Origin of the sequence: Pseudoalteromonas sp. APC 3694, assembly GCF_030407565.1 — a bacterium.
Classification (GTDB): domain Bacteria; phylum Pseudomonadota; class Gammaproteobacteria; order Enterobacterales; family Alteromonadaceae; genus Pseudoalteromonas; species Pseudoalteromonas tetraodonis.
The window spans coordinates 46,436-68,401 of the sequence record NZ_JASDDE010000006.1 but is presented as its reverse complement, the minus strand read 5'-3'; the positions used below and the strand labels follow the sequence as shown (position 1 = coordinate 68,401).

Genomic DNA, 21,966 nt, shown 5'->3' with positions numbered 1-21,966 from the left:
TAAAAATCTATTAAGCTACTGAAATTTAAGTGGTTCATGAGTTGTTTATTAATTGATCATGCGCAGTTTACGAAAACGTTAATATGTTGTTACGACTATTGTCGCAATTCAATATTTGAATTGCATTGCTAAATTGATTAACGAATATAAAAAACCACCCATCGTAATCTTGCGATGTTTAAAGGGGAAAATAAAAATGGCTTTTAAAAATGAAGAACAAGCAAAAGCTTATTGGGCAGAAAACATTTCATTACTGTTTAAGTTATTAGCGGTATGGTTTGTGGTCTCTTTTGGCTTTGGCATATTACTTGTAGATGTACTAAATGAAGTACGTTTTTTTGGGTTTAAACTTGGCTTCTGGTTCGCCCAGCAAGGCGCGATTTATACCTTTGTAGCTTTGATTTTTGTGTACGTTTTCAAAATGAATACGTTAGATAAAAAATATGGCGTAGACGAATAGGAGCTAAGCAATGGATGTTCAAATACTCACTTTTATAATCGTCGGTTTAAGCTTTGCGCTTTATATCGGCATTGCAATCTGGGCTCGTGCAGGGTCAACAAATGAATTCTATGTTGCCGGTGGTGGTGTACCTCCACTAGCCAATGGTATGGCAACTGCTGCGGATTGGATGAGTGCTGCGTCATTTATTTCAATGGCTGGTATTATTTCGTTTGCGGGTTACGACGGAAGTGTTTACTTAATGGGGTGGACCGGTGGTTATGTACTACTGGCTATGTGTTTAGCGCCTTACTTACGTAAATTCGGCAAGTTTACCGTGCCAGATTTTATCGGTGACCGTTACTACTCACGTACTGCGCGTTTAGTGGCTATTTTATGTGCCATCTTTATTTGTTTTACTTACATTGCGGGTCAAATGCGTGGTGTGGGTGTGGTGTTCTCGCGTTTCTTAGAAGTTGAAATTGAAACCGGCGTTTACATCGGCATGATAATTGTTTTCTTTTATGCTGTACTTGGTGGCATGAAAGGCATTACTTACACGCAAGTTGCGCAGTACTGTGTACTGGTATTTGCTTATTTAGTACCGGCTATTTTCATCTCGATGATGGCAACCGGTCACTTTTTTCCACAAACAGGGTTTGGTGCCACGCTAAGTGATGGTTCAGGCATGTATGTATTGGATAAATTAGATGGTTTAAGTACTGAGTTGGGCTTTGGGCAATACACTGAAGGCTCGAAGAGCATGATTGATGTATTTGCAATCACAGGTGCTCTTATGGTGGGTACTGCTGGTTTACCACATGTAATTGTTCGTTTTTTCACTGTACCTCGCGTAAAGGACACACGTATTTCAGCGGCGTGGACACTGGTATTTATTGCTATTGTTTACACAACAGCACCCGCAGTAGCTTCGTTTGCCCGTGTAAACATGATTGACACCATTAATGGTAAAGACGGTAGCGGCACAGCGTATGCAGATGCGCCTGCATGGATCAAAAACTGGGAACGTACGGGCCTAATCACCTTTAATGATAAAAATGGTGACGGCAAAATGTTTTACACATCAGGTAAAATCACTGACCCTAATAGCGCGAACGAAGTAAACGTTGACCGCGATATTATGGTACTAGCGAACCCTGAAATTGCCGACTTACCAGCATGGGTTATTGCACTCGTTGCTGCTGGTGGTATTGCCGCGGCACTATCGACTACAGCGGGCTTACTATTGGTTATTTCAACCTCAGTATCGCACGATTTACTTAAACGGACACTCAAACCGGATATAACCGACAAGCAAGAATTACTTGCAGCGAGGTTGGCAGCGATGATTGCTATTGTAATATCCGCTTACTTTGGGATTAACCCGCCAGGATTTGTGGCCTCGGTTGTTGCCTTTGCCTTCGGCTTAGCGGCGGCGAGCTTCTTCCCTGCAATTATTATGGGTATTTTCTCTAAATCAATGAATAAACATGGTGCAATTGCAGGCATGGTAACGGGTATCACCTTTACTGCTGCATACATCATCTACTTCAAGTTTGTGAGTCCAGAGCTTAATAGCCCAGAAAATTGGTTCTTAGGTATTTCACCTGAAGGGATTGGTTTAGTAGGCATGATCATTAACTTTGCAGTAGCTGCAGGTGTTATGAAAATGACTCAACCGACACCAGTTGAAATTCAAGAAATGGTTGAAGGTATTCGTAATCCTAAAGGGTCTAGTGAAGCGCATGCTCACTAATCCATATATCTAATGATATAACGCATCAAAGCCCGACTTAAGTCGGGCTTTTTATTTGTTTAAATAATGACTACATTAAATAACTATATTTCAGGTTAAGTCGCTTTTTTATTGAGGATGATTTATGAGTAGTGAGCAACAGGAAGTCGCGCAGTTTATTAACAAGCAAGCACCATTTTCAATGTTACAGGACAGCGCCTGCAGTTATTTTGTTAACCATCTCGATAGTATTTATTTGACCCGAGAAAACCAAACGCAATGGCTTAACAGTGAACAGCCTAAATTATTTTTAATTCGTTCCGGGTTATACGATTTAGTGGATGCTCAAGGCGATACGGTAACGCGTTTAACTCAAGGTGATTACTTTGGTTATCCCTCGTTACTGACGGGAGATTCAATACAAAACAGTTTAGAAGTACAAAAAGAGGGCATTGTCTATATGCTCGACCAAACGGATTTTGATTACTTACGTCGAGAATATAAAGCATTCGAGCAATACTTTGTTCGTGCTCATGCTAATCGATTGCTGTCATCACATTATAAAAGTAATAACGACAGCTGGTCTGAGCGTAAAATATCAGAGATCATGACTCGCAAAGCGATTACGCTGCCCCCCGATGCCAGCATCCGTCATAGTGCTAAAAAAATGCAAGAGCATGGGATTTCATCAATGATGATCACCGAAAATTCGCATCTTGTTGGAGTAGTTACAGATCGGGATTTACGTAACCGAGTGCTTGCTGATGAGGTGGACCCCGCGCAAGCTATCAATAGTATTATGACCAATAAGCCTAAGTTTATATTTGAAAATAACCGCGTATTTTCAGCGCTGCACTTAATGCTTAAGCATAATATTCATCATTTACCTGTGCTTGACGAAAACCACAAACCGCTAGGAATGATCACCAGTACAGACTTACTACGCCAACAAAAAAGCGACCCAGTGCAGCTAATTGGTCGTATTTACAAGGCCCATAATGTGGCTGATTTAAAACGTTACGCGAAAGAAATTCCTGAGTTATTAAAAGGTTTTTCAAATAATATTGATGATATTTCGCTGATCGGAAAGTTACTCAGTGGTTTAACCGATGCGTTGACCTCGCGGCTAATTTTTTTATTTCAACAACACCATGGCGCCGCGCCAACCAGTTTTAGTTTTATTTGTTTTGGCTCTCAAGCGCGCGAAGAGCAAACACTGCATTCAGATCAAGATAATGGCTTGTTATTACCTGATGGTCTAAACGATGAACAGCACGCATATTTTAAACAGATGGGCGAATTTGTTTGTGAAAACTTAGTTGAGTGCGGCATTCGTCGTTGCCCTGGTAACATAATGGCTAGCAGTGATGCGTGTCGAATGAGTGTTAGTGATTGGGGGGCGAAGTTTTTAAAGTGGATCACCAGTCCCACACCCCAGGCAATGCTCAACTGTAAAATATTTTTTGATCTGCGTTTTATTGAAGGCTCAACCACACTCTATAGCCAGTTTTGTGAAGAGTTGACCCATATTTCTCGCAACGATCTTTTTTATGCGGCAATGGCCAGCGATGTTAACGCTAACAGTGCGCCGATTGGTTTATTCAATAACTTTAAAACCGAAAAAACAGAGCAACACCATAAGTACATCGATCTTAAAAAGCGCGGGGTGGTGATCATTAACGATCTGGCAAGGCTGTATGCATTAAAAGTAGGCATCCGCCGTGCTAACACCCAAGAGCGGTTGGATGCTTTATTAAAGTATTCATTGTTAAGCAAAGAAGATATTTATAATTTAAAAGATTGTTGGCGATTTTTAACTCAACTTAGGTTGCGTACACAAATAAACGAAGAGGGGTTACCCAGCAATTGTATAAACCCAGATAAGCTCAATTCGTTAGAGCGTCATCAGCTTAAAGAAGCGTTTTACCTAGTAAAACAAGCGCAGCAAGGCGCGGCGTTTAAATTTGCGCGTGGGAGTTTGTAACAACAATGGTTAAGCAGCTTATTACTCGTTATTTAAAGCGCCGCCATTTGCTTGCGCAAAGTGCTTTAAAGCAACGTTATTTAGTGATTGATTTGGAATTAACAGGGCTTGATCCTAAACAACATGAAATTGTCTCGGTTGCTTGGGTACTGATTGATAACGAATGTATCAAAAACAGTCAGTCGCAGCATTTGGTTAATAAAGAGGTGAAAAGTTTAGAGCAGAGCCCCGTTTTTCATGGCATTAGTACTGACTCGGTGGCACAAGGGCAAAGTCTACAAAGCATTTTAACGTCTTTAAGCGCTCACTTTAGTGACTGTATTTTAGTATTTCATAATGCCATGCTCGACTGGGGCTTTTTAAAGTTAGCACTAAAAAATGCAGGGATCATCCAGCGGCCTAAGCTGATCATCGATACCTTACAAATAGAAAAAAAGCGCTTACTGCAACACGCAAGCGATATCAAATTAGATGATTTAACCTTAAATGAATGCCGTAATCGCTACGATTTACCAAGCTATCATTGCCATCATGCGCTTACCGATGCACAAGCCACTGCTGAGCTGTTATTAGCCCAATGCCATCAAATAGGCGCCGGTAAAGAACTTAAAGTAGGCGATCTAATGTAGGTTGGTTAAGGACAGCGAAACCCAACTATAAGAAACCCAACTATAAAGTATGCACTAAGCTTAATTGCATGCAGTTTACTTTTATTCTTGTTTGTATAATTATGGGAACGCGTATTTTATTAAAAATTCAAGGAACGAATATGAAATTCATCACCGCTATTTTTATTACCTTATTCCCTCTTATTACTTTTGCTAATTCAAGCGTGCCAACTAATCGTCATATTTCTGTACATGGCACAGCTGAGGTATTAGTTGAGCCAGATATGGCTCAAATTATATTTGAAGTAAAAAGCATTGAAGATACATTACTTGAAGCTAAACGTGACCTTGATGGCCGAGTTAGCGTGTTACTTGAAGAATTAGATAAGTATGATTTTGGACAAGGCGATGTTCATATATCGGGTTTAAAAAGCAAGATATACACTAAGGTTGGTACAGAATCTGGGATTGCTTTAAGCGATAATTATTTAGCTCTGAAAACAGTTAAAGTCACATTGAAAGATATTAAAAAAGTCGATGAATTTATTGATTTTGCTCAACGCTTACAAATAGACAATATCAAAAAAATTAATGGTTTATCCTCCAAGGCCACGCAGTTAGAGGCAGAGGCAACACAACTAGCAATTGATAACGCAAAAGCGAAGGGAAATAAGCTCGCTCAGTCTTTTGGTGCTGAACTTGGCAACGTTTATAGTATTAGTGCAAATTCCAGTAGCTCAGATTACGACGCGAGCGGTGTTAAGCACATTGTTTTATCTAGCCACAGAAATAGCATGGCTGCTAGAAATAACGAGAACCCATTTAAGCAGCAATATTTAGGTGCAAGAATAAGCGTTAAAGCATCAATAAACGTGGTGTTTGATTTAAAACTAAAATAGCAAATATCGCGAAGCCGAGTTAAAAGTAAAAGCGCATTGTGTGTTGATTATGACGTTAATTTAAAGTTTCTAATGCTTGGCTCTTATAATCACAGGCAAGGTCGATTACAATACCGCCATCTAAAAGGCGACGCTGCCTTTCTCTGTACGTAACTAGAGTGGATTTTATATTTCATGACAATCAAACTTGCAATTAATGGTTTTGGTCGTATTGGTCGAAATATTGTCCGTGCACTATACGAATCAGGCTTAAGCGACGAGATCAAAATTGTTGCAATTAACGAACTAGCCGACCCTGAAGCTATTGCCCATTTGTTAAAATACGACACCTCTCATGGTCGTTTTGCTTTTCCAGTTAAACTAGGTGAAGACACTATCAGCGTTGCTGATGACACCATTGCGTTATTTTGTGAACAAAATCCAGTTGAATTACCGTGGCAAACGTTAGATGTTGATGTGGTGCTTGAATGTACGGGGGTTTACCACTCACGTGAGCACGCACAGTTACATTTGACTGCGGGCGCAAAAAAGGTGCTGTTTTCACATCCTGCGGATAATGATGTTGATGCCACTATTGTTTACGGTATTAATGACGATGAGCTTAAAAGCGAGCATACTATTGTCTCTAATGGCTCGTGTACAACTAACTGCGTCGTTCCTGTTATTAAAGTACTCGATGATGCCTTTGGCATTGAATCAGGTGCTATTACGACCATTCATGCGTCAATGAACGATCAGCAAGTAATTGATGCGTATCATCATGATTTACGCCGTACACGTGCCGCCAGCCAGTCTATTATTCCTGTAGATACAAAATTAGCCCGTGGTATAGACCGTATTTTACCTAAATTTAAAGGTCGCTTTGAGGCCATTGCGGTCCGTGTACCGACCATTAATGTGACGGCGATGGATTTAAGTGTCACGGTTAATGCAGATGTAGATTTAAGTGCGGTTAATAATGCCCTTAAAGCACAAGCTAAAGACCGCCTTGAAGGTATTTTGAGTTACACCGAAGAGCCATTGGTATCGGTTGATTTTAACCACGATCCCCATTCTTGTATTATAGATGGCACACAGACACGTGTTAGTCATAAACGACTGATAAAGTTATTAGTTTGGTGTGATAACGAGTGGGGATTTGCGAATCGCATGCTTGATACCGCGCGTGCTATGATGGCATTTAAGTAATATTTAAAACGTATTTATTGGTTTAGTATCGTTAACTAAGGAGATGTTCATGTCGGTCATAAAAATGGCAGATTTAGATTTAAACGGCAAGCGTGTATTAATTCGTGAAGATTTAAATGTACCCGTTAAAGCAGGTAAAGTGACGTCAGACGCACGTATTCGTGCTGCGTTACCTACTATCAAACTAGCGTTAGAGAAAGGCGCGAAAGTGATGGTTATGTCACACCTTGGTCGTCCTACGGAAGGGCAATACGAAGACGAGTTTTCATTGGCTCCGGTTGTCGATTACTTAAATGATGCACTTGAGCAAACAGTTCGCCTAGAAAAAGATTACCTAAACGGCGTTGATGTTGCAGATAACGAAGTGGTTGTTTTTGAAAACGTGCGTTTTAATAAAGGCGAGAAAAAAGACGACGAAACCTTATCAAAGCAATTAGCTGCATTATGTGACGTGTACGTAATGGATGCTTTTGGTACTGCGCATCGCGCACAAGCATCAACGCATGGTGTAGGTTTATTTGCTGATGTAGCGTGTGCCGGTCCATTATTATCAGCTGAACTTGAAGCGCTAGGCAAAGCACTTGATAACCCAGCACGCCCGCTCGTGGCGATTGTGGGTGGCTCTAAAGTGTCAACTAAGTTAACCGTACTTGATTCGTTATCTAAAATTGTTGACCAGCTTGTTACCGGTGGCGGTATTGCTAATACCTTTATTGCAGCTGCAGGTTATCCTGTAGGTAAGTCACTTTTTGAGGCTGACTTAATGGACGAAGCTAATCGCTTATGTGCAGCAGCAAAAGCTAACAATGGTGAAATTCCAGTACCGACTGATGTTGTTGTGGGTAATGAATTCTCAGAATCAGCTGTAGCAACACTTAAAGATGTAAGCGAAGTTACCAGCGACGATATGATTTTTGATATTGGCCCTGATACAGCAAACAAACTTGCAAAAATTATTGCTAATGCGGGCACCGTTGTATGGAATGGCCCAGTCGGTGTTTTTGAATTTGATCAGTTCGGTAATGGTACACGTGCTATTGCAAAAGCGATTGCTGATTCAAGCGCATTTTCTATTGCTGGTGGTGGTGACACCCTAGCGGCAATTGATAAGTATGGCATTAGTGATAAAGTATCGTATATCTCTACAGGTGGTGGTGCGTTCTTAGAGTTTTTAGAAGGCAAAAAACTACCTGCAGTTGCAATGCTAGAATCACGCGCTAAATAATACCTAGGGTATTAGCTAGCCGTAAAGCAGATGTGCTAATCCCACATCTGCTACAATTAACGAGTAAATACCTCTCACTTTTATTTAGTCGTTAATAATATGAATTTTAGGTCATTTGCCTTTTAATTCATGGCGCAGTGATTGCGCCAAACTAACAAATCCGTTCAAACTAGGTAGTAAAATAACTACCGATAAATTGGAGAATACCCAATGGCTTTAATCAGTATGCGACAACTTCTGGATCATGCCGCTGAGCATGGTTACGGTGTACCCGCGTTTAATGTAAATAACCAAGAGCAAATGCGTGCAATTATGGAAGCGGCTGATAAAACAAACAGCCCTGTTATTGTGCAAGGTTCTGCGGGCGCACGTGCGTATGCCGGTGCACCTTTTATTCGTCATATGATTTTAGCGGCAGTTGAAGAATGGCCACATATCCCCGTGGTTATGCATCAGGATCACGGTACATCACCGGGTGTATGTCAGCGTTCAATTCAGTTAGGTTTTTCATCAGTAATGATGGATGGCTCGTTAATGAGCGATGGTAAAACTCCGTCAAGCTACGATTACAACGTTGATGTAACACGTAAAACAGTTGAAATGGCACACGCGTGTGGCGTATCTGTAGAGGGTGAGCTAGGTGTATTAGGTTCACTTGAAACCGGTGAAGCGGGTGAAGAAGACGGCGTTGGCGCTGAGGGTAAACTTACCACAGAGCAAATGCTAACGAATCCAGAAGAAGCGGCAGATTTTGTAAATAAAACCCATGTTGATGCGCTGGCTATTGCCTGTGGTACATCACACGGTGCCTACAAATTTACGCGTCCACCAACCGATGACATTTTAGCGATTGATCGTATTAAAGAAATTCATGCGCGTATTCCAAACACGCACTTAGTAATGCATGGCTCGTCTTCTGTACCACAAGAGTGGTTAGAAGTGATTAACCAATACGGTGGCGAAATTCCTGAAACATACGGTGTGCCAGTTGAGCAAATCGTTGAAGGTATTAAATACGGTGTGCGTAAGGTAAACATTGATACTGACTTACGTTTAGCGTCTACCGGTGCAATCCGTCGTCATTTAGCAATGAACCCGTCTAACTTCGACCCACGTAAGTTTTTAGCTGCTGCAACACAAGCGATGACTGATATTTGTATCGCCCGTTACGAAGCGTTTGGTACTGCGGGTCAAGCAAGTAAAATTAAGCCAATTTCATTGGATGAAATGCACCTTAAATACTTAAGCGGTGAGTTAAACCCAAAAATAAAATAATGAGCCAATAACGGCGATACTCTCGCACTCATTATAAAAAGCCAGTTGCTTACGCACTGGCTTTTTTGATCTGTAAGAGATCAGTATTTTACCTAGTTATTAATTAGGGATCACTCGATTACTAACTTGTCATATCTGGGATCATTACTTTACTAAGTAAAAGGCTTAAAGTGACGTATTTTGTACTTTTAAGTGTCGAACATCATGATTAATGGATAAAAATCACACAGTAAATCATTGGTTTAGCTTTGTTAGTGGGTAAAATAGTGATCCGAAAAGGGATCTGCTTGATAAAACTCTGATCCTTGTATTTAAGATCATAATAAACCTGATCTAAACACTGTTAAGCAGGTGCTAACTTTTATTATTAAGCGTGAAAATTGATGCTAGTTAGTAATTTGATGATCCCATGTTGATACCATAAATAGTGACTTTAATGATTGATTCTTTTTACTGCAAACCGCTTTTTTATTACTGCTCAAGATGATAAAAATATGACAAATTCTATTTTTTGTCACTATTTTGTGTTTTTTTTACACTCATTTTAATTTAGACGTTACACTTTAATAAAAATGTCATACTTAGTCATAATAATGAAACCTACTCAATAGCCTAAGAGATAAATTGGAATGTCACGTAAAGTATTAGTCGTTGATGACGAAGCACCTATCAGGGAAATGTTGGTTTTTGTTTTAGAACAAAATGGCTTTCAAGCCATTGAGGCAGAAGATTATGATTCTGCAATAGCCGCAATGGTTGAACCTTATCCAGATATGGTGTTACTCGATTGGATGCTACCTGGTGGTAGTGGAATTCAAATTGCTAAAAAATTCAAACAAAATGAACACACACGCCAAATCCCTATCATTATGCTGACTGCTCGCGGCGAAGAAGAAGACAAAATACGCGGTTTAGAAGTGGGCGCTGATGATTACGTTACTAAGCCGTTTTCACCTAAAGAGTTAATGGCGCGTATTAAAGCGGTTATTCGCCGAGTAGCACCTACCTCTTTAGAAGAAGCAATTGAAGTGCATGGCCTGCGCTTGGACCCTATTTCGCATCGTGTTACCTCAGGGGGCAGTGAGCTTGATATGGGGCCAACCGAATTTAGACTGTTACACTTTTTTATGACCCATCCAGAGCGTGTTTACAGCCGTGAGCAACTGCTTGATCATGTATGGGGAACGAATGTGTATGTTGAAGACAGAACCGTAGATGTTCATATTCGTCGCTTGCGTAAGGCAATTGCTACGCTTGGACATGACCGCTTAGTACAAACGGTACGCGGAGCTGGTTATCGCTTTTCGAGTAAACTATAGTGTGGTTACAGTTAAGCTTACTTAGTTAAGTAGCAATCTATTAACCTAGTTCAGTCAACTTGTCTGCTAGCGTTTATAAGGTAAAGAGCGTGTATGTATCGAGTTATTAACAAGCAGGCGCTAACAAAGCGGCTGTTTGTCTATTTTATACCTTTACTTTTAATTGGGGTGCTTATTGGTGCCCCATTTTTGATGTTGTTTTTGGGCGCTTTTTCGCTACTTATGTGGCATTACCATCAACTTTATCGATTAAGTGATTGGCTGCATAACCAGCGCAGTTTTAACCCACCAGAAGGTGAAGGGTTGTGGGAGCAAGTATTTGAAGGCATCTATCAGCTGCAACATCGTAATCGTAAAAAGCGTAACGAACTGGCAGAGCTGATACGCCGTTTTCGTGACGGTGCTGAGGCGGTGCCTGATGCTGTTGTTGTATTGCAAAACGATTTATCAATTGTGTGGTGTAATCAACTTGCACTCAAAGTGTTAGGGTTACAATGGCCGGTTGATCATGGTCAGCGTTTAGATAACCTCATTCGCGATCCTAAATTTGCTAAATATATGCGTCGTAAAGAGTTTAGCGATGCTCTGGAGCTTGAAAGTGGCCACAGTGTTGAGCAAGTTCTTGAGTTTAGGGTGATGCCTTATGCCAATACACAGTTGTTGGTAGTGGTACGCGATGTTACTCGCTTAAAGCAACTTGAGCAGATGCGTAAAGACTTTGTAGCAAACGTCTCTCATGAGCTTAGAACCCCTTTAACTGTTGTTACCGGCTACCTTGAAATGCTCGATAGTGATTCACTTCCCCCGCCTGCAATGTGGAATAAAGCACAAACTACTATGCTAGAGCAATGTAAGCGTATGGATAGCTTGGTTAATCAGCTGTTGTCGTTATCGCGCATCGAAGGGGGAAAGCGACACAGTAATGACAAAGCGGTGAATGTGCCACGATTATTAAACTTAATTGAAACAGAAGCGCAATCTATTAATCAAGACAAAGGCCATCAACTTATTTTTAAGATTGATGCATCGCTTGATATTACCGGAGCTGAGGATGAACTTAGAAGTGCCTTTTCAAATTTAGTATTTAATGCCATTCATTATACTAAACCAGGCGGTAAAATTGAGGTACTTTGGCAGCGCAATAATGAACAAGCATGCTTTAGTGTTACCGATAATGGTGATGGTATTGCACCTGAGCATATTAACCGGTTAACTGAGCGTTTTTATCGAGTAGATAAAGCCAGAAGCCGCACCACAGGTGGCTCAGGCTTAGGTTTAGCTATTACCAAGCATGTGCTTACTCGCCATGGTAGTCAATTAAAAATTCACAGCGAGCTGGGTAAAGGTTCTTGTTTTTCTTTTGCGTTTTCAAGCGATAGGCTGATCTCTATTCCGCCATTAGTGACGAGTAATACTGCTAGTCATAAAAGTGTCATTTAAGAGTCACACCATTGTCATGTACTCACTTTAGAGTGAACCGCAGTTAGGAAATGGGACGAACAAACTGGAGAACCCCAAAATGAAATTTAAAAACTTAGTTGCCGCAATGGGTGTGGCTGTTACAACATTTGTATCTGCGCAAGCAGTAGCATTAGAAGACGGTATGCCTGAGTATCAAAAAATTAGCGGTGTATCAGGTAACTTTTCATCGGTAGGGTCTGATACGTTAGCCAACATGATGACCTTTTGGGCTGAAGAATATAAGCGTATTTACCCAAATGTAAATATTCAAATTCAAGCGGCAGGTTCGTCTACTGCGCCACCAGCACTAACAGAAGGTACGGCAAATTTAGGTCCAATGAGCCGTGCTATGAAGTCGAAAGAAATTGAAGCATTTGAAAAGCGCTATGGTTATAAGCCAACACAAGTACGTGTAGCAATTGATGCATTAGCGGTATTTGTTCATAAAGATAACCCAATTGAAGGGCTACGTATTGACCAAATCGATGCTATTTTCTCATCAACACGTAAATGTGGCGCACCAGAGCAAGTAAACCGCTGGAGTGATGTTGGTCTAGAAGGTGATTGGGCTGCAAAAGACGTGCAATTATATGGACGTAACTCAGTATCAGGGACTTACGGTTACTTTAAAAAGAAAGCCTTATGTAAAGGCGATTTTCGTAATAACGTGAACGAGCAACCGGGTTCAGCTTCTGTTGTACAGTCAATTTCAGCATCACTAAATGCCATTGGTTATTCTGGCATTGGTTATAAAACATCGGGTGTGCGCACTGTTCCGTTATCTAAAAAAGGTACTAACTTTGTAGATGCCACGCTTGAAAACGTAGCTCAAGGTAAATACCCACTTTCACGTTTCTTATATGTTTATGTAAATAAACACCCAAATAAGCCACTTGGCCCAGTTGAAGCTGAGTTTTTAAAGATGGTACTTTCGCAAGAAGGTCAAAAAATTGTAGAAAAAGATGGTTATGTGCCACTTTCTGCAAAGCTAGTTGAAGTTGAGTTGAAAAAGTTAGGCTTAAAATAAACCGCTAATAATTAAAAACCGCTCAAATGAGCGGTTTTTTTTGGTTTACAATTTATGCCGATTGATATTAGTCAGCTTTACTTAAGTTTTCAGCTTGTACTTTGCATTGATTATACGCTTCGATGCACTTAGATGAGCAAACCTGTGACTTAAGGCTGTCGGTGGTTGTTTGTTGTTCACAGCTGGTTTCGCATTGATAACTTTGCTGAGCACATTGATTAAGTGCTGGATTACCCGCCTGGCTCTGGCAGCCAGCAAGAACTGCAAACGAAAAAGCCACGAGGCTAGTTTTAATAAAAGTTTTCATACTTATCCTTAAAGTGAGGCTACACCAGTATTAAACTTCAACCTGTATATTGTCGATTAATCTAACACTTCCTAAAAAGGCGGCAGCTAAAATAACAAACCGTGTATCTTCGAGTGTAGCAGCTTTTAATGTATCTCGTTGAGCTATCGAAAAATAATCTGGTTTTAGCCCTGCGCTTTCTAAAGTCGCTTTAGCATCAGCTTCAAGAGTAGCAAACGCTTTATTTCCGCTTTTTAGTTGCTGCGCACAGTGATTTAAAGTATTGAATAAAATCGTAGCGGTTTGCTTTTCATCACTTGATAAATACCCATTGCGTGAGCTCATGGCAAGGCCGCTAACTTCACGCATCGTTGGCACACCAATAATTTCTACTGGTATCGACAAATCACGGGCCATTGTTTTAACAACTTGCAGCTGTTGAAAGTCTTTTTCACCAAAGCAGGCGTAATCAGGTTGGACTAAGTTAAATAGTTTAGTGACAACTGTTGCTACACCTTTAAAATGACCAGGACGTGAGCCGCCGCAATAGCCCATCGAAATACCTGGTACATCAACAAAACTTTGCACCCCTAAGCCATTTGGGTAAATAGCCTCTACACTGGGGATAAACAAAATATCCGTTTCAAGATCGGCTAAACCTTGTTTATCGGCATCTAAGGTACGCGGATAATTGTCTAGATCTTCGTTAGCACCAAATTGCATCGGGTTAACAAAAATACTAACAACGACTTTGTCGGCCAGTGTTTTTGCTTTTTCTACCAACGAAAAGTGGCCGCGGTGCAGGTTACCCATAGTAGGTACTAGTGCAACACTTAAACCCGCTTGGCGCCAAGCTCTTATTTGACTGCGTAATGATTTAATTTCAGTGATTGACTGCATTATTTAAACTCGTGTTCAGGGCTTGGAAAAACGCCGCTTTTAACATCGTTACAATACTTTTTAACAGCGGCAGGCATGTTGCCTGTTTCGAGTAAAAAGTTTTTTGAAAATTTAGGAATGTAGCCTGCAGAAATGCCGACTAAATCGTGCATAACCAAAATTTGACCATCGGTTACATTGCCCGCACCAATCCCTATAGTCGGAATGCTTAATGAGTCAGTAATACGTTTTGCTAAGGCACTTGGAATACACTCAAGCACGAGTAGTTGAGCACCCGCGGCCTCTAATGCTTTTGCATCGGCAATAATTTTTTGTGCTTGTACTTCTTCACGGCCTTGAATTTTAAAACCACCAAATACGTGCACAGATTGTGGCGTAAGCCCTAAATGCCCACACACCGGAATACCTTGTTGAGTGAGTGATTTAATGCTGTCATGTAGCCATTCACCGCCTTCAAGCTTGATCATGTTAGCACCTGCGCGCATCAACTCTGCGGCATTTTTACAGGCATCATTTGGATTTGCATAGGTCATAAACGGTAAGTCGGCAATAACAAATAGGTCACGGCTTCCAGCACGAACACAGCGAGTATGGTACGCAATTTCTTGGTTTGTTACAGCGAGTGTGTCATCGCCACCTTGTAATACCATTCCCAAAGAGTCACCGACTAAAACAACTTCAACGCCATTCTCATGAAATAACTTAGCAAAACTGGCATCATAAGCTGTTAACGCAGTGATTTTATTACTTTCAGCCTTCATTTTATTCAAAGTTGAAACGGTTATTTTAGACATAATATTCTCGCAGACAGTGGCCTTAATTAATTACAGCGGTAATTGTTGTAAGTCGTTAAGCGGTAGGTTATTTGCTATCTGTTTGATAGATACGCCGCTTGGTAAAATAAGTTCGGGTGCAATTTCTTGCAGCGGGTAAACAACAAATTCTCTCTCGTTTAACCCGTAATGAGGCACCGTTAAACGTTTAGTATTTATAACCTGTTCACCAAATAATAAAATATCAATATCCAGTGTGCGTGCGCCCCAGCGCTCAGCTTTTCTGACTCGACCATGTTCCAGCTCTATCGCTTGGGTTAAATCGAGTAGTTGCTCTGGCTCAAGTGAAGTGTTGATACAGGCGACTGCATTCACATAATCAGGTTGATCTTGTGGTCCCATAGGCTTGCTCGCATAATAATGCGAGCAGGCTATAAGTTCGCTGTTTGGCAAGCTTTTAAGTGCAATAACAGCGTTATCAAGTTGTTTTTTAGGGCTGTTAAGGTTTGCACCTAAACCCAAATAGACACGTTGCATTATTTACTCAGCTGGCTTTTTAGTAGTACGACGACGAGGTCGCTTGCGTGGCTTTGGGCCACCTTGATGACCAAGCTCTCGCACCATTTCTTTTTGGCCATTAATATCTTGACCTAAGTACTGTGTCCACCACTGTGCCAGCTCTGTATGCTCAGTTTCACCAGCATCAACACGCAATAGTAAAAAATCATAAGCGGCTTTAAAGCGCGGCTGCTGTGTTAAACGATAGGCACGTTGGCCTGCACGTTTATCTAAGCGTTGTTGAATATGCCAAATATCACGAGCACCTAACGTAAAGCGTTTTGGTACGGCAATATGTTGGGCATTCTCACTCAGTACTTTATTAATTGCTTGAGCAAATGCATCGTATTCTGAGAGTTGCTCTTGGCGTCTAATTTTTTCAGTACGTTCAATCAGCGGGAACCACAGTAATGCTGCAAATACGAATGCAGGAGTGACTTTTTTATCTGAATTAATACGGATGTCAGTGTTTGCAAACATTTGCTTGATGAAGGTTTCTTCAAGCCCGTCTGGGTTTTTATCTAAAATCCGGTCAAGTTCTGGGAACAACGATTTAAATAAACCGTACTGACGCAGCATTACAAAGTTTTGCTGTGCTTTGCCGTTTAAAAATAGCTTGAGTATTTCTTCAAATAAACGCGCTGGCGGAATATTATCAAGCAAGCTCGCTAATTCGGTAATCGGCTTTTCGCTTGCTGGCGCTATTTGCATATCTAACTTGGTGGCAAAGCGCACTGCGCGAAGCATACGCACGGGGTCTTCACGGTAGCGTGTTTCAGGATCGCCAATTAATTCTATTTGTTTTGCCTTTATGGCCGCTAAACCATTGGCGTAATCATAAATACAAAAATCATTGATTGAGTAATATAAGGCATTGATTGAAAAATCACGACGCTCGGCATCTTCTTCAATGCTGCCAAATACGTTGTCGCGAAGTAGTTGCCCATGTTCGCTTGATTGGCTAATTTGATTTTTGTCTTCTTGTGCTTCGTGATGGCCGCGCATGGTGGCCACTTCAATAATCTCACGACCAAAAACAATGTGCGCTAAACGAAAGCGGCGACCAATTAAACGGCAGTTACGAAACAGTTTTTTAACTTGCTCAGGGGTTGCATTGGTTACAACATCAAAATCTTTGGGTTGTTGACCTAACAATACATCGCGAATGCAACCACCAACTAAGTAGGCATCATAGCCACCATCTTTTAGGCGATAGAGTACTTTGATTGCATTTGGGCTAAATTGTTTGCGAGAAATACCATGCTCACCTCGAGGGATCACCAACGGTTCACTGCTGATTGCGACATCTTCGGCACTGGCATTCGGGCCGATAATTTGTCGACAAAATTGAAAAAGCTTGGAAATAATAGTCTGTCTCCTAGAGAAGCGGTTGATTGACTCGCCATTGCAATCAAAATGACAACAAGTACCTTCTCATAGAGCTGTACTTACTGTTTTATGTAATTAGCATATATTTAGGCGGCTATCATATACCAGCAAGGTGGAAAAATTAAGTTGCAGTGCTGAAATTAAGCCATTTTTAACGATTTTATTTGAATTTGTTATACCCAATCCGCGAAAGAGCGTTAAATCTGTATTTCACGCGTAGTGGGAACGCGGCTTAAGTTAAAATGTGCCACGCCCCAAGCAAGTAATTGCTCTGTGGTTAAATCCATAAGTTGGTCGTGGGTTGGCAAACCTAAAAAGTTAAATACCGCTATCAAAGTCGGTTTGGGATTTTGTTTGCAAATAGCGGGGGCGTAATTTTGTTTAGAGAGTTTAAATCCGGGTTTTGCTACCGCTAAAGGTAAATGAGCAAATTCTGGAATAGGGTTATTAAGTTGCTTAAACAGACTTATTTGACGGGCGGTAGGTTCAAGTAGATCAGCGCCTCGTACAATTCGATTGATCCCTTGCTCAATGTCATCAATAACCACCACCAGTTGATAGGCAAATAAACCGTCGCTACGTTTTATAATGTAATCTTCATGGGCCAGAGCAGGGTCAACGTCAATACGCCCCTGAATAAGGTCGTTATAAGTCACGGTTGCATGGCATTGAGTTAAGCGAAGGGCATGACCCTGTTCACTGAGTTGGCTGTGTTTACATTGCCCTTGATAAATACCGCCGAGGGCTTTTATTTGCTTACGAGAGCATTGGCAGGCATAAATAAGGTGTTGTTTTGACAGTGAGTTTACTGCATCTTGATAAATAGTAAGACGCTGTGTTTGATACACAACGTTTTCATCCCAATTAAGGCAGTAGGCGTCTAAGGTATTTAGGATATCGGTGGCGGCGCCTTTTACAACGCGAGTGGTGTCTATATCCTCAATGCGTACTAACCATTTCCCTTGGTTAACTTTTGCATCTAGGTAGCTACCTACAGCCGCCACAAGTGAGCCAAAATGTAACGGCCCCGAAGGAGACGGTGCAAATCGGCCGCGATAGTCAGATACTTGCGCGGTAACGGCTGTAGAAGACATGGCTATAACTTAATTAGCCGCGTCCAGCTTGTTTTTCTTTAATTTCGGCAAGTGTTTTACAGTCTACGCATAAATCAGCAGTAGGACGTGCTTCTAAACGACGAATACCAATTTCAATACCACAAGACTCACAAAAACCAAACTCGTCTTCTTTAATTAAGTTGATTGTTTTTTCAATTTTCTTAATTAATTTGCGTTCGCGGTCACGAGTACGAAGCTCTAATGAGAACTCTTCTTCTTGTGCTGCGCGGTCAACGGGATCAGGAAAGTTAGCTGCTTCGTCTTGCATATGTGACTTAGTACGATCAACTTCGTTTCGTAAATCATTACGCCAAGTTTCTAAAATTGTTTTAAAATGAGCACGTTGTGCTTCATTCATGTACTCTTCACCCGGTTTTTCTTGGTATGGTTCTAAACCGGCTTGAGCCAATAAACCATGTCTTTTTTGGTCTGGCATAACTCTCTCCTAAATCCTTAATTTAATGCCTCAGCATTAGCCGGCGGTATAAATAGCAGAAACTCATACCCTAGGCAAATTTATTTTTAAATAATCGAATTAGCTTCAACCCTGTTTACCCATATAAAAGTAGCAAAAGCAGTGTTTATATTTTTTATTACAGTATCGGTTTATAAACTGGCGTTGTTATGTGGGCAAAAATAATAAAAACAACTTATCTTTTACTTTTCGGATAAGTATTTTTTGGGCGTGGCGAAATACCAACGCTTAAATGCGCTCTTTTTACTCAACAAATGCTACTTTCTCAATTAAAGTAACTTCACTCGCTGAAATGTGTGCTTTATAAGCTAATACTTCTACGCCTTGCTCAATGGCCTCGCTAAGCAATTGTGTATAGGTTGGGTCAATATGCACCGCAGCACTGACTTGTGTGATGCCTTGGTGCAGCACTGCAAATAGTAATACCGCTCGATGCCCTTGTTTTACCATGTCGATTAATTCACGAATATGCTTTTGTCCACGAACAGTTTGGGCGTCAGGGAAGTAGCCTTGACCACTTTGTGGACGATCTTCGCTCAGCAGCGTGACTGATTTAACTTCAACATAGCAATTGGCTTTGCTGCTGTGGGTAAGTAAAAAGTCGATGCGGCTGTTTTTACTGCCATACTTCACTTCACTTTGTATGTGTTGATAGCCTGTAAGCTCATCAATAACCCCATTATTAAGTGCTTCTTCGACCACTTTATTGGCGATAGCGGTATTTACACAAATAAGCTGTGATACATTATTTTGCGTCAGCTCTAATGACTGCGGGTACTTTCGCTTGGTATTACTGCTGGTGGAATAAAAGGCAGTAAAACCGGCATCGGCACAGCCCGTCATCTTACCCGTATTAGCACAATGAGCGGTAAAAGTAGTGCCATCACTGAGCTCTAAATCAGCTAAAAAGCGTTTGTAACGCTTTAATAAAGTGGCAGATTGTAATGGCGGGGTGTACTTCATTTATGACTTCCTTATGTAACCTGAGCGCTGGATAATAAGTTTATTTCAAGTAGTTGTTTTAGCGCTAACTGCTTTGAGTTCATTTTTTCTAGAGATAATAAACTTAAATATTTTTATAGCTCAATATTTTAGCAAACTTAATAACCTGAGTTTAGGGTAAGTGAAATTGAGGTTTACAGGCCGGTTGAGGTTATTCACCTCAAGCAGTTGGGAACTTAAGCGCTCTATAGTAAACTCAACCGCACATTTAAGTGCAAGGATATTCTAACATGAGTGAAAAATTTGTTGTTCAATTAAGCGAGCAGTTGGCACCAGGGCATTGGGGCGAAAGTGCGTCATTATCTTTTAACGAACACGGCGCAACGGTTCATTTATCTGAGCAAGAAACATTAAAAAATGTGCAAAAAGCGGGTCGTACAATTGCAAATCAAGGCATTAAAAATGTTGTTCTTGAAGGTGATGTATGGTGCACAGAGAGCCAATGGGCTTTTTACCAAGGCTTTGTATCACCAAAAGTACTAAACGGTGTTGAGTTTGTTGATAACGCACAATCTGATCTTAAAGAACTCGCTGATTTAAAAGCATCGGCAACGTGGGCGCGCGAAATGATCAATGGCACCGCCGATGACATTTACCCAGAGAGCCTAGCAGAAAAAGCCGCTGAATTTATTCAATCACTTGCACCAGAGCATGTTAGCTATCAAATCATAAAAGGTGATGCGCTATTAGAGCAGCAATGGATTGGTATTCATGCTGTAGGTCGTGGTAGTGAGCGTCCGCCAGTATTACTTGAGCTTGATTACAACCCAACTGGCGATGAGAACGCACCGGTAAGCGCAGCACTTGTAGGTAAAGGTATTACGTTTGACTCAGGTGGTTACTCAATTAAACCAAGCGAAGGTATGTTGGGTATGAAGTGCGACATGGGTGGTGCAGCAACGGTAACGGCAGGTTTGGCACTGGCAATTAGCCGTGGCGTAGAAAAGCGTATTAAGTTGTTTTTATGTTGTGCAGAGAACTTAATTTCGGGTAATGCATACAAACTAGGTGACATTCTTACTTACAAAAATGGCACAACCGTTGAAATTGTAAATACCGATGCTGAAGGGCGTTTAGTATTGGCTGATGGCTTAATGGCCGCAGGCGAGACAGGCGCTCCACTTATTATTGATGCGGCAACATTGACGGGTGCCGCCCTTGTTGCTGTTGGTCAAGAGTACAACGCATTGTTTGCCCTTGATAAAGAGCTAGTGCGTGAAGTGGAAGACTTTGCGTCACAAGAAATGGAAGCCGCATGGCCATTACCACTTGAAAAATGGCATCAACAAAACTGCCCATCGCCGTATGCGGATACAGCAAATAGCCGCGCCCAAAAAGGCGGTGGTTTCGGTGGTGCATCTAACGCCGCTGGTTTCTTATCTCGCTTTGTGCCAAACGATGGCAAAGGCTGGGTACACATCGATTTAGCGGCTGCATTCAATATGGGTGGTGGCACTAGTCAGTGGGCTTCAGGTGCAACTACACAAGGTATGCGCACCGTAGCACGTACCCTACTTGAAAAGGCATAATCTACTGAGATTACGCATTAGTTAAAAAATAGGTACCTTAGGGTGCCTATTTTTTTATCCGCCAAACAAGCAATTTTGTTTTATTTACGGTAAAATCCTTCGCCATTACGTGTTTGGGCATCTATTTTTATTTAAACCTCGCTCAAATATTATACATACCACTGGGATCCTTACTATGTCAGAAAAGTGCTATATCACGGCTCAACAATTACTTGAAGATTCATTCCGCGTAGCGGCACAAGTGTATAAAGATGGCTTTCGTCCAGATTTTATTATTGGTATATGGCGCGGTGGTGCTCCAATTGGGATTGCGGTTCAGGAATATTATGATTACAAAGGCATAGAAACGGATCACATTGCGGTTCGTACCTCGTCTTATTACGGTATTGGTAAGCAATCAAAAGAAATCAAAGTACATGGTTTACACTACATTGTTGAAAACGCGAATGCGGGTGATTCATTATTGATTGTGGATGATGTGTTTGACTCAGGTCGGAGTATTGTGGCGCTAAAAGAGAAGCTTTCTGAACTAATGCGCTTAAACTTACCGAGTGATATTCGTATTGCTTGTCCATACTACAAGCCAAAAAACTCAAAAGTAGATACAGTGCCTGATTACTACATTCATGAGTCTGAAGAATGGTTAGTATTCCCGCATGAATTATCAGGATTAACGCCGGATGAAATTATTGAAGGCAAATCTGATCTAGCGAAAATCCACGATATTTTACTTGAAAAATAAACGTGATTTTGCTCAATAAAAAAGGCCTTAATGGCCT

21 protein-coding genes are annotated in these 21,966 nt (G+C 41.1%); 13 read left to right on the top strand and 8 right to left on the bottom strand.

The genetic code is table 11. The features are described 5' to 3' along the window. The first annotated feature begins 196 nt into the window (after positions 1-196). From QMA00_RS03865 to QMA00_RS03815, 11 genes are all read left to right on the top strand, one after another. Entirely contained in the window at positions 197-460 is a 264-nt protein-coding gene (locus QMA00_RS03865) for a DUF4212 domain-containing protein (RefSeq protein WP_008464847.1), read from the top strand. A 10-nt stretch (positions 461-470) separates the two neighbouring features. After that, entirely contained in the window at positions 471-2,195 is a 1,725-nt protein-coding gene (locus QMA00_RS03860; RefSeq protein ID WP_013465754.1) for a sodium:solute symporter family protein, read from the top strand. A gap of 124 nt (positions 2,196-2,319) precedes the next feature. Beyond that, positions 2,320-4,158 carry a DUF294 nucleotidyltransferase-like domain-containing protein gene (locus tag QMA00_RS03855; protein WP_010387614.1) on the top strand — a complete coding sequence of 613 codons (1,839 nt, stop codon included), beginning with the start codon at positions 2,320-2,322 and terminating at the stop codon, positions 4,156-4,158. Positions 4,159-4,163: 5 nt separating this feature from the next. After that, on the top strand, positions 4,164-4,787 hold the full coding sequence (locus tag QMA00_RS03850; protein ID WP_076920732.1) for a 3'-5' exonuclease: 624 nt from the start codon (positions 4,164-4,166) through the stop codon (positions 4,785-4,787). Positions 4,788-4,927: 140 nt separating this feature from the next. Then, positions 4,928-5,665 carry an SIMPL domain-containing protein gene (locus tag QMA00_RS03845; protein ID WP_076920731.1) on the top strand — a complete coding sequence of 246 codons (738 nt, stop codon included), beginning with the start codon at positions 4,928-4,930 and terminating at the stop codon, positions 5,663-5,665. A gap of 174 nt (positions 5,666-5,839) precedes the next feature. Then, complete coding sequence (gene epd / locus QMA00_RS03840; protein WP_076920730.1) at positions 5,840-6,853, top strand: erythrose-4-phosphate dehydrogenase; 1,014 nt, start codon at positions 5,840-5,842, stop codon at positions 6,851-6,853. Positions 6,854-6,902: 49 nt separating this feature from the next. Further along, a complete protein-coding gene (locus QMA00_RS03835; RefSeq protein WP_076920729.1) occupies positions 6,903-8,078 on the top strand; it encodes a phosphoglycerate kinase in 1,176 nt (391 codons plus the stop codon). A 210-nt stretch (positions 8,079-8,288) separates the two neighbouring features. Then, on the top strand, positions 8,289-9,353 hold the full coding sequence (gene fba, locus QMA00_RS03830; protein ID WP_008111197.1) for a class II fructose-bisphosphate aldolase: 1,065 nt from the start codon (positions 8,289-8,291) through the stop codon (positions 9,351-9,353). A gap of 629 nt (positions 9,354-9,982) precedes the next feature. Further along, positions 9,983-10,672 carry a phosphate regulon transcriptional regulator PhoB gene (gene phoB, locus QMA00_RS03825; protein ID WP_013465747.1) on the top strand — a complete coding sequence of 230 codons (690 nt, stop codon included), beginning with the start codon at positions 9,983-9,985 and terminating at the stop codon, positions 10,670-10,672. Between the two features lie 93 nt (positions 10,673-10,765). Continuing rightward, positions 10,766-12,112 carry a phosphate regulon sensor histidine kinase PhoR gene (gene phoR, locus QMA00_RS03820; protein WP_076920728.1) on the top strand — a complete coding sequence of 449 codons (1,347 nt, stop codon included), beginning with the start codon at positions 10,766-10,768 and terminating at the stop codon, positions 12,110-12,112. A 79-nt stretch (positions 12,113-12,191) separates the two neighbouring features. Further along, complete coding sequence (locus QMA00_RS03815) at positions 12,192-13,160, top strand: phosphate ABC transporter substrate-binding protein PstS family protein (protein WP_013465745.1); 969 nt, start codon at positions 12,192-12,194, stop codon at positions 13,158-13,160. 67 nt (positions 13,161-13,227) lie between these two features. Here QMA00_RS03815 and QMA00_RS03810 read toward each other — a convergent pair whose 3' ends face one another. The 8 genes from QMA00_RS03810 to sfsA form a co-directional block, all read right to left on the bottom strand. Beyond that, the gene (locus tag QMA00_RS03810) at positions 13,228-13,467 is read right to left on the bottom strand and encodes a hypothetical protein (protein ID WP_036981457.1); all 240 of its coding nucleotides are present in this window, start codon (positions 13,465-13,467) and stop codon (positions 13,228-13,230) included. Positions 13,468-13,497: 30 nt separating this feature from the next. Beyond that, positions 13,498-14,346, bottom strand: coding sequence for a pantoate--beta-alanine ligase (panC, locus tag QMA00_RS03805; RefSeq protein WP_016900475.1), 849 nt, complete (start codon positions 14,344-14,346; stop codon positions 13,498-13,500). After that, positions 14,346-15,140 carry a 3-methyl-2-oxobutanoate hydroxymethyltransferase gene (panB, locus tag QMA00_RS03800; protein ID WP_076920727.1) on the bottom strand — a complete coding sequence of 265 codons (795 nt, stop codon included), beginning with the start codon at positions 15,138-15,140 and terminating at the stop codon, positions 14,346-14,348. The genes panC and panB overlap by 1 nt, the downstream gene beginning before the upstream one ends. A 30-nt stretch (positions 15,141-15,170) precedes the next feature. Beyond that, a complete protein-coding gene (folK, locus tag QMA00_RS03795) occupies positions 15,171-15,656 on the bottom strand; it encodes a 2-amino-4-hydroxy-6-hydroxymethyldihydropteridine diphosphokinase (RefSeq protein WP_076920726.1) in 486 nt (161 codons plus the stop codon). 3 nt (positions 15,657-15,659) lie between these two features. After that, the gene (gene pcnB / locus QMA00_RS03790; RefSeq protein ID WP_175610030.1) at positions 15,660-16,958 is read right to left on the bottom strand and encodes a polynucleotide adenylyltransferase PcnB; all 1,299 of its coding nucleotides are present in this window, start codon (positions 16,956-16,958) and stop codon (positions 15,660-15,662) included. A gap of 305 nt (positions 16,959-17,263) precedes the next feature. Next, positions 17,264-18,160, bottom strand: coding sequence for a tRNA glutamyl-Q(34) synthetase GluQRS (gene gluQRS, locus QMA00_RS03785; RefSeq protein ID WP_013465739.1), 897 nt, complete (start codon positions 18,158-18,160; stop codon positions 17,264-17,266). A 13-nt stretch (positions 18,161-18,173) separates the two neighbouring features. Beyond that, a complete protein-coding gene (gene dksA, locus QMA00_RS03780) occupies positions 18,174-18,617 on the bottom strand; it encodes an RNA polymerase-binding protein DksA (protein ID WP_013465738.1) in 444 nt (147 codons plus the stop codon). Positions 18,618-18,899: 282 nt separating this feature from the next. Next, positions 18,900-19,619, bottom strand: a complete 720-nt coding sequence (gene sfsA, locus QMA00_RS03775; protein WP_076920722.1) for a DNA/RNA nuclease SfsA — start codon at positions 19,617-19,619, stop codon at positions 18,900-18,902. A gap of 269 nt (positions 19,620-19,888) precedes the next feature. Between sfsA and pepB the strand changes: the two genes are divergently transcribed. After that, positions 19,889-21,187, top strand: a complete 1,299-nt coding sequence (gene pepB / locus QMA00_RS03770; protein ID WP_076920720.1) for an aminopeptidase PepB — start codon at positions 19,889-19,891, stop codon at positions 21,185-21,187. A gap of 175 nt (positions 21,188-21,362) precedes the next feature. Continuing rightward, positions 21,363-21,929 carry a phosphoribosyltransferase family protein gene (locus tag QMA00_RS03765; RefSeq protein ID WP_010387648.1) on the top strand — a complete coding sequence of 189 codons (567 nt, stop codon included), beginning with the start codon at positions 21,363-21,365 and terminating at the stop codon, positions 21,927-21,929. Positions 21,930-21,966 lie beyond the last annotated feature (37 nt).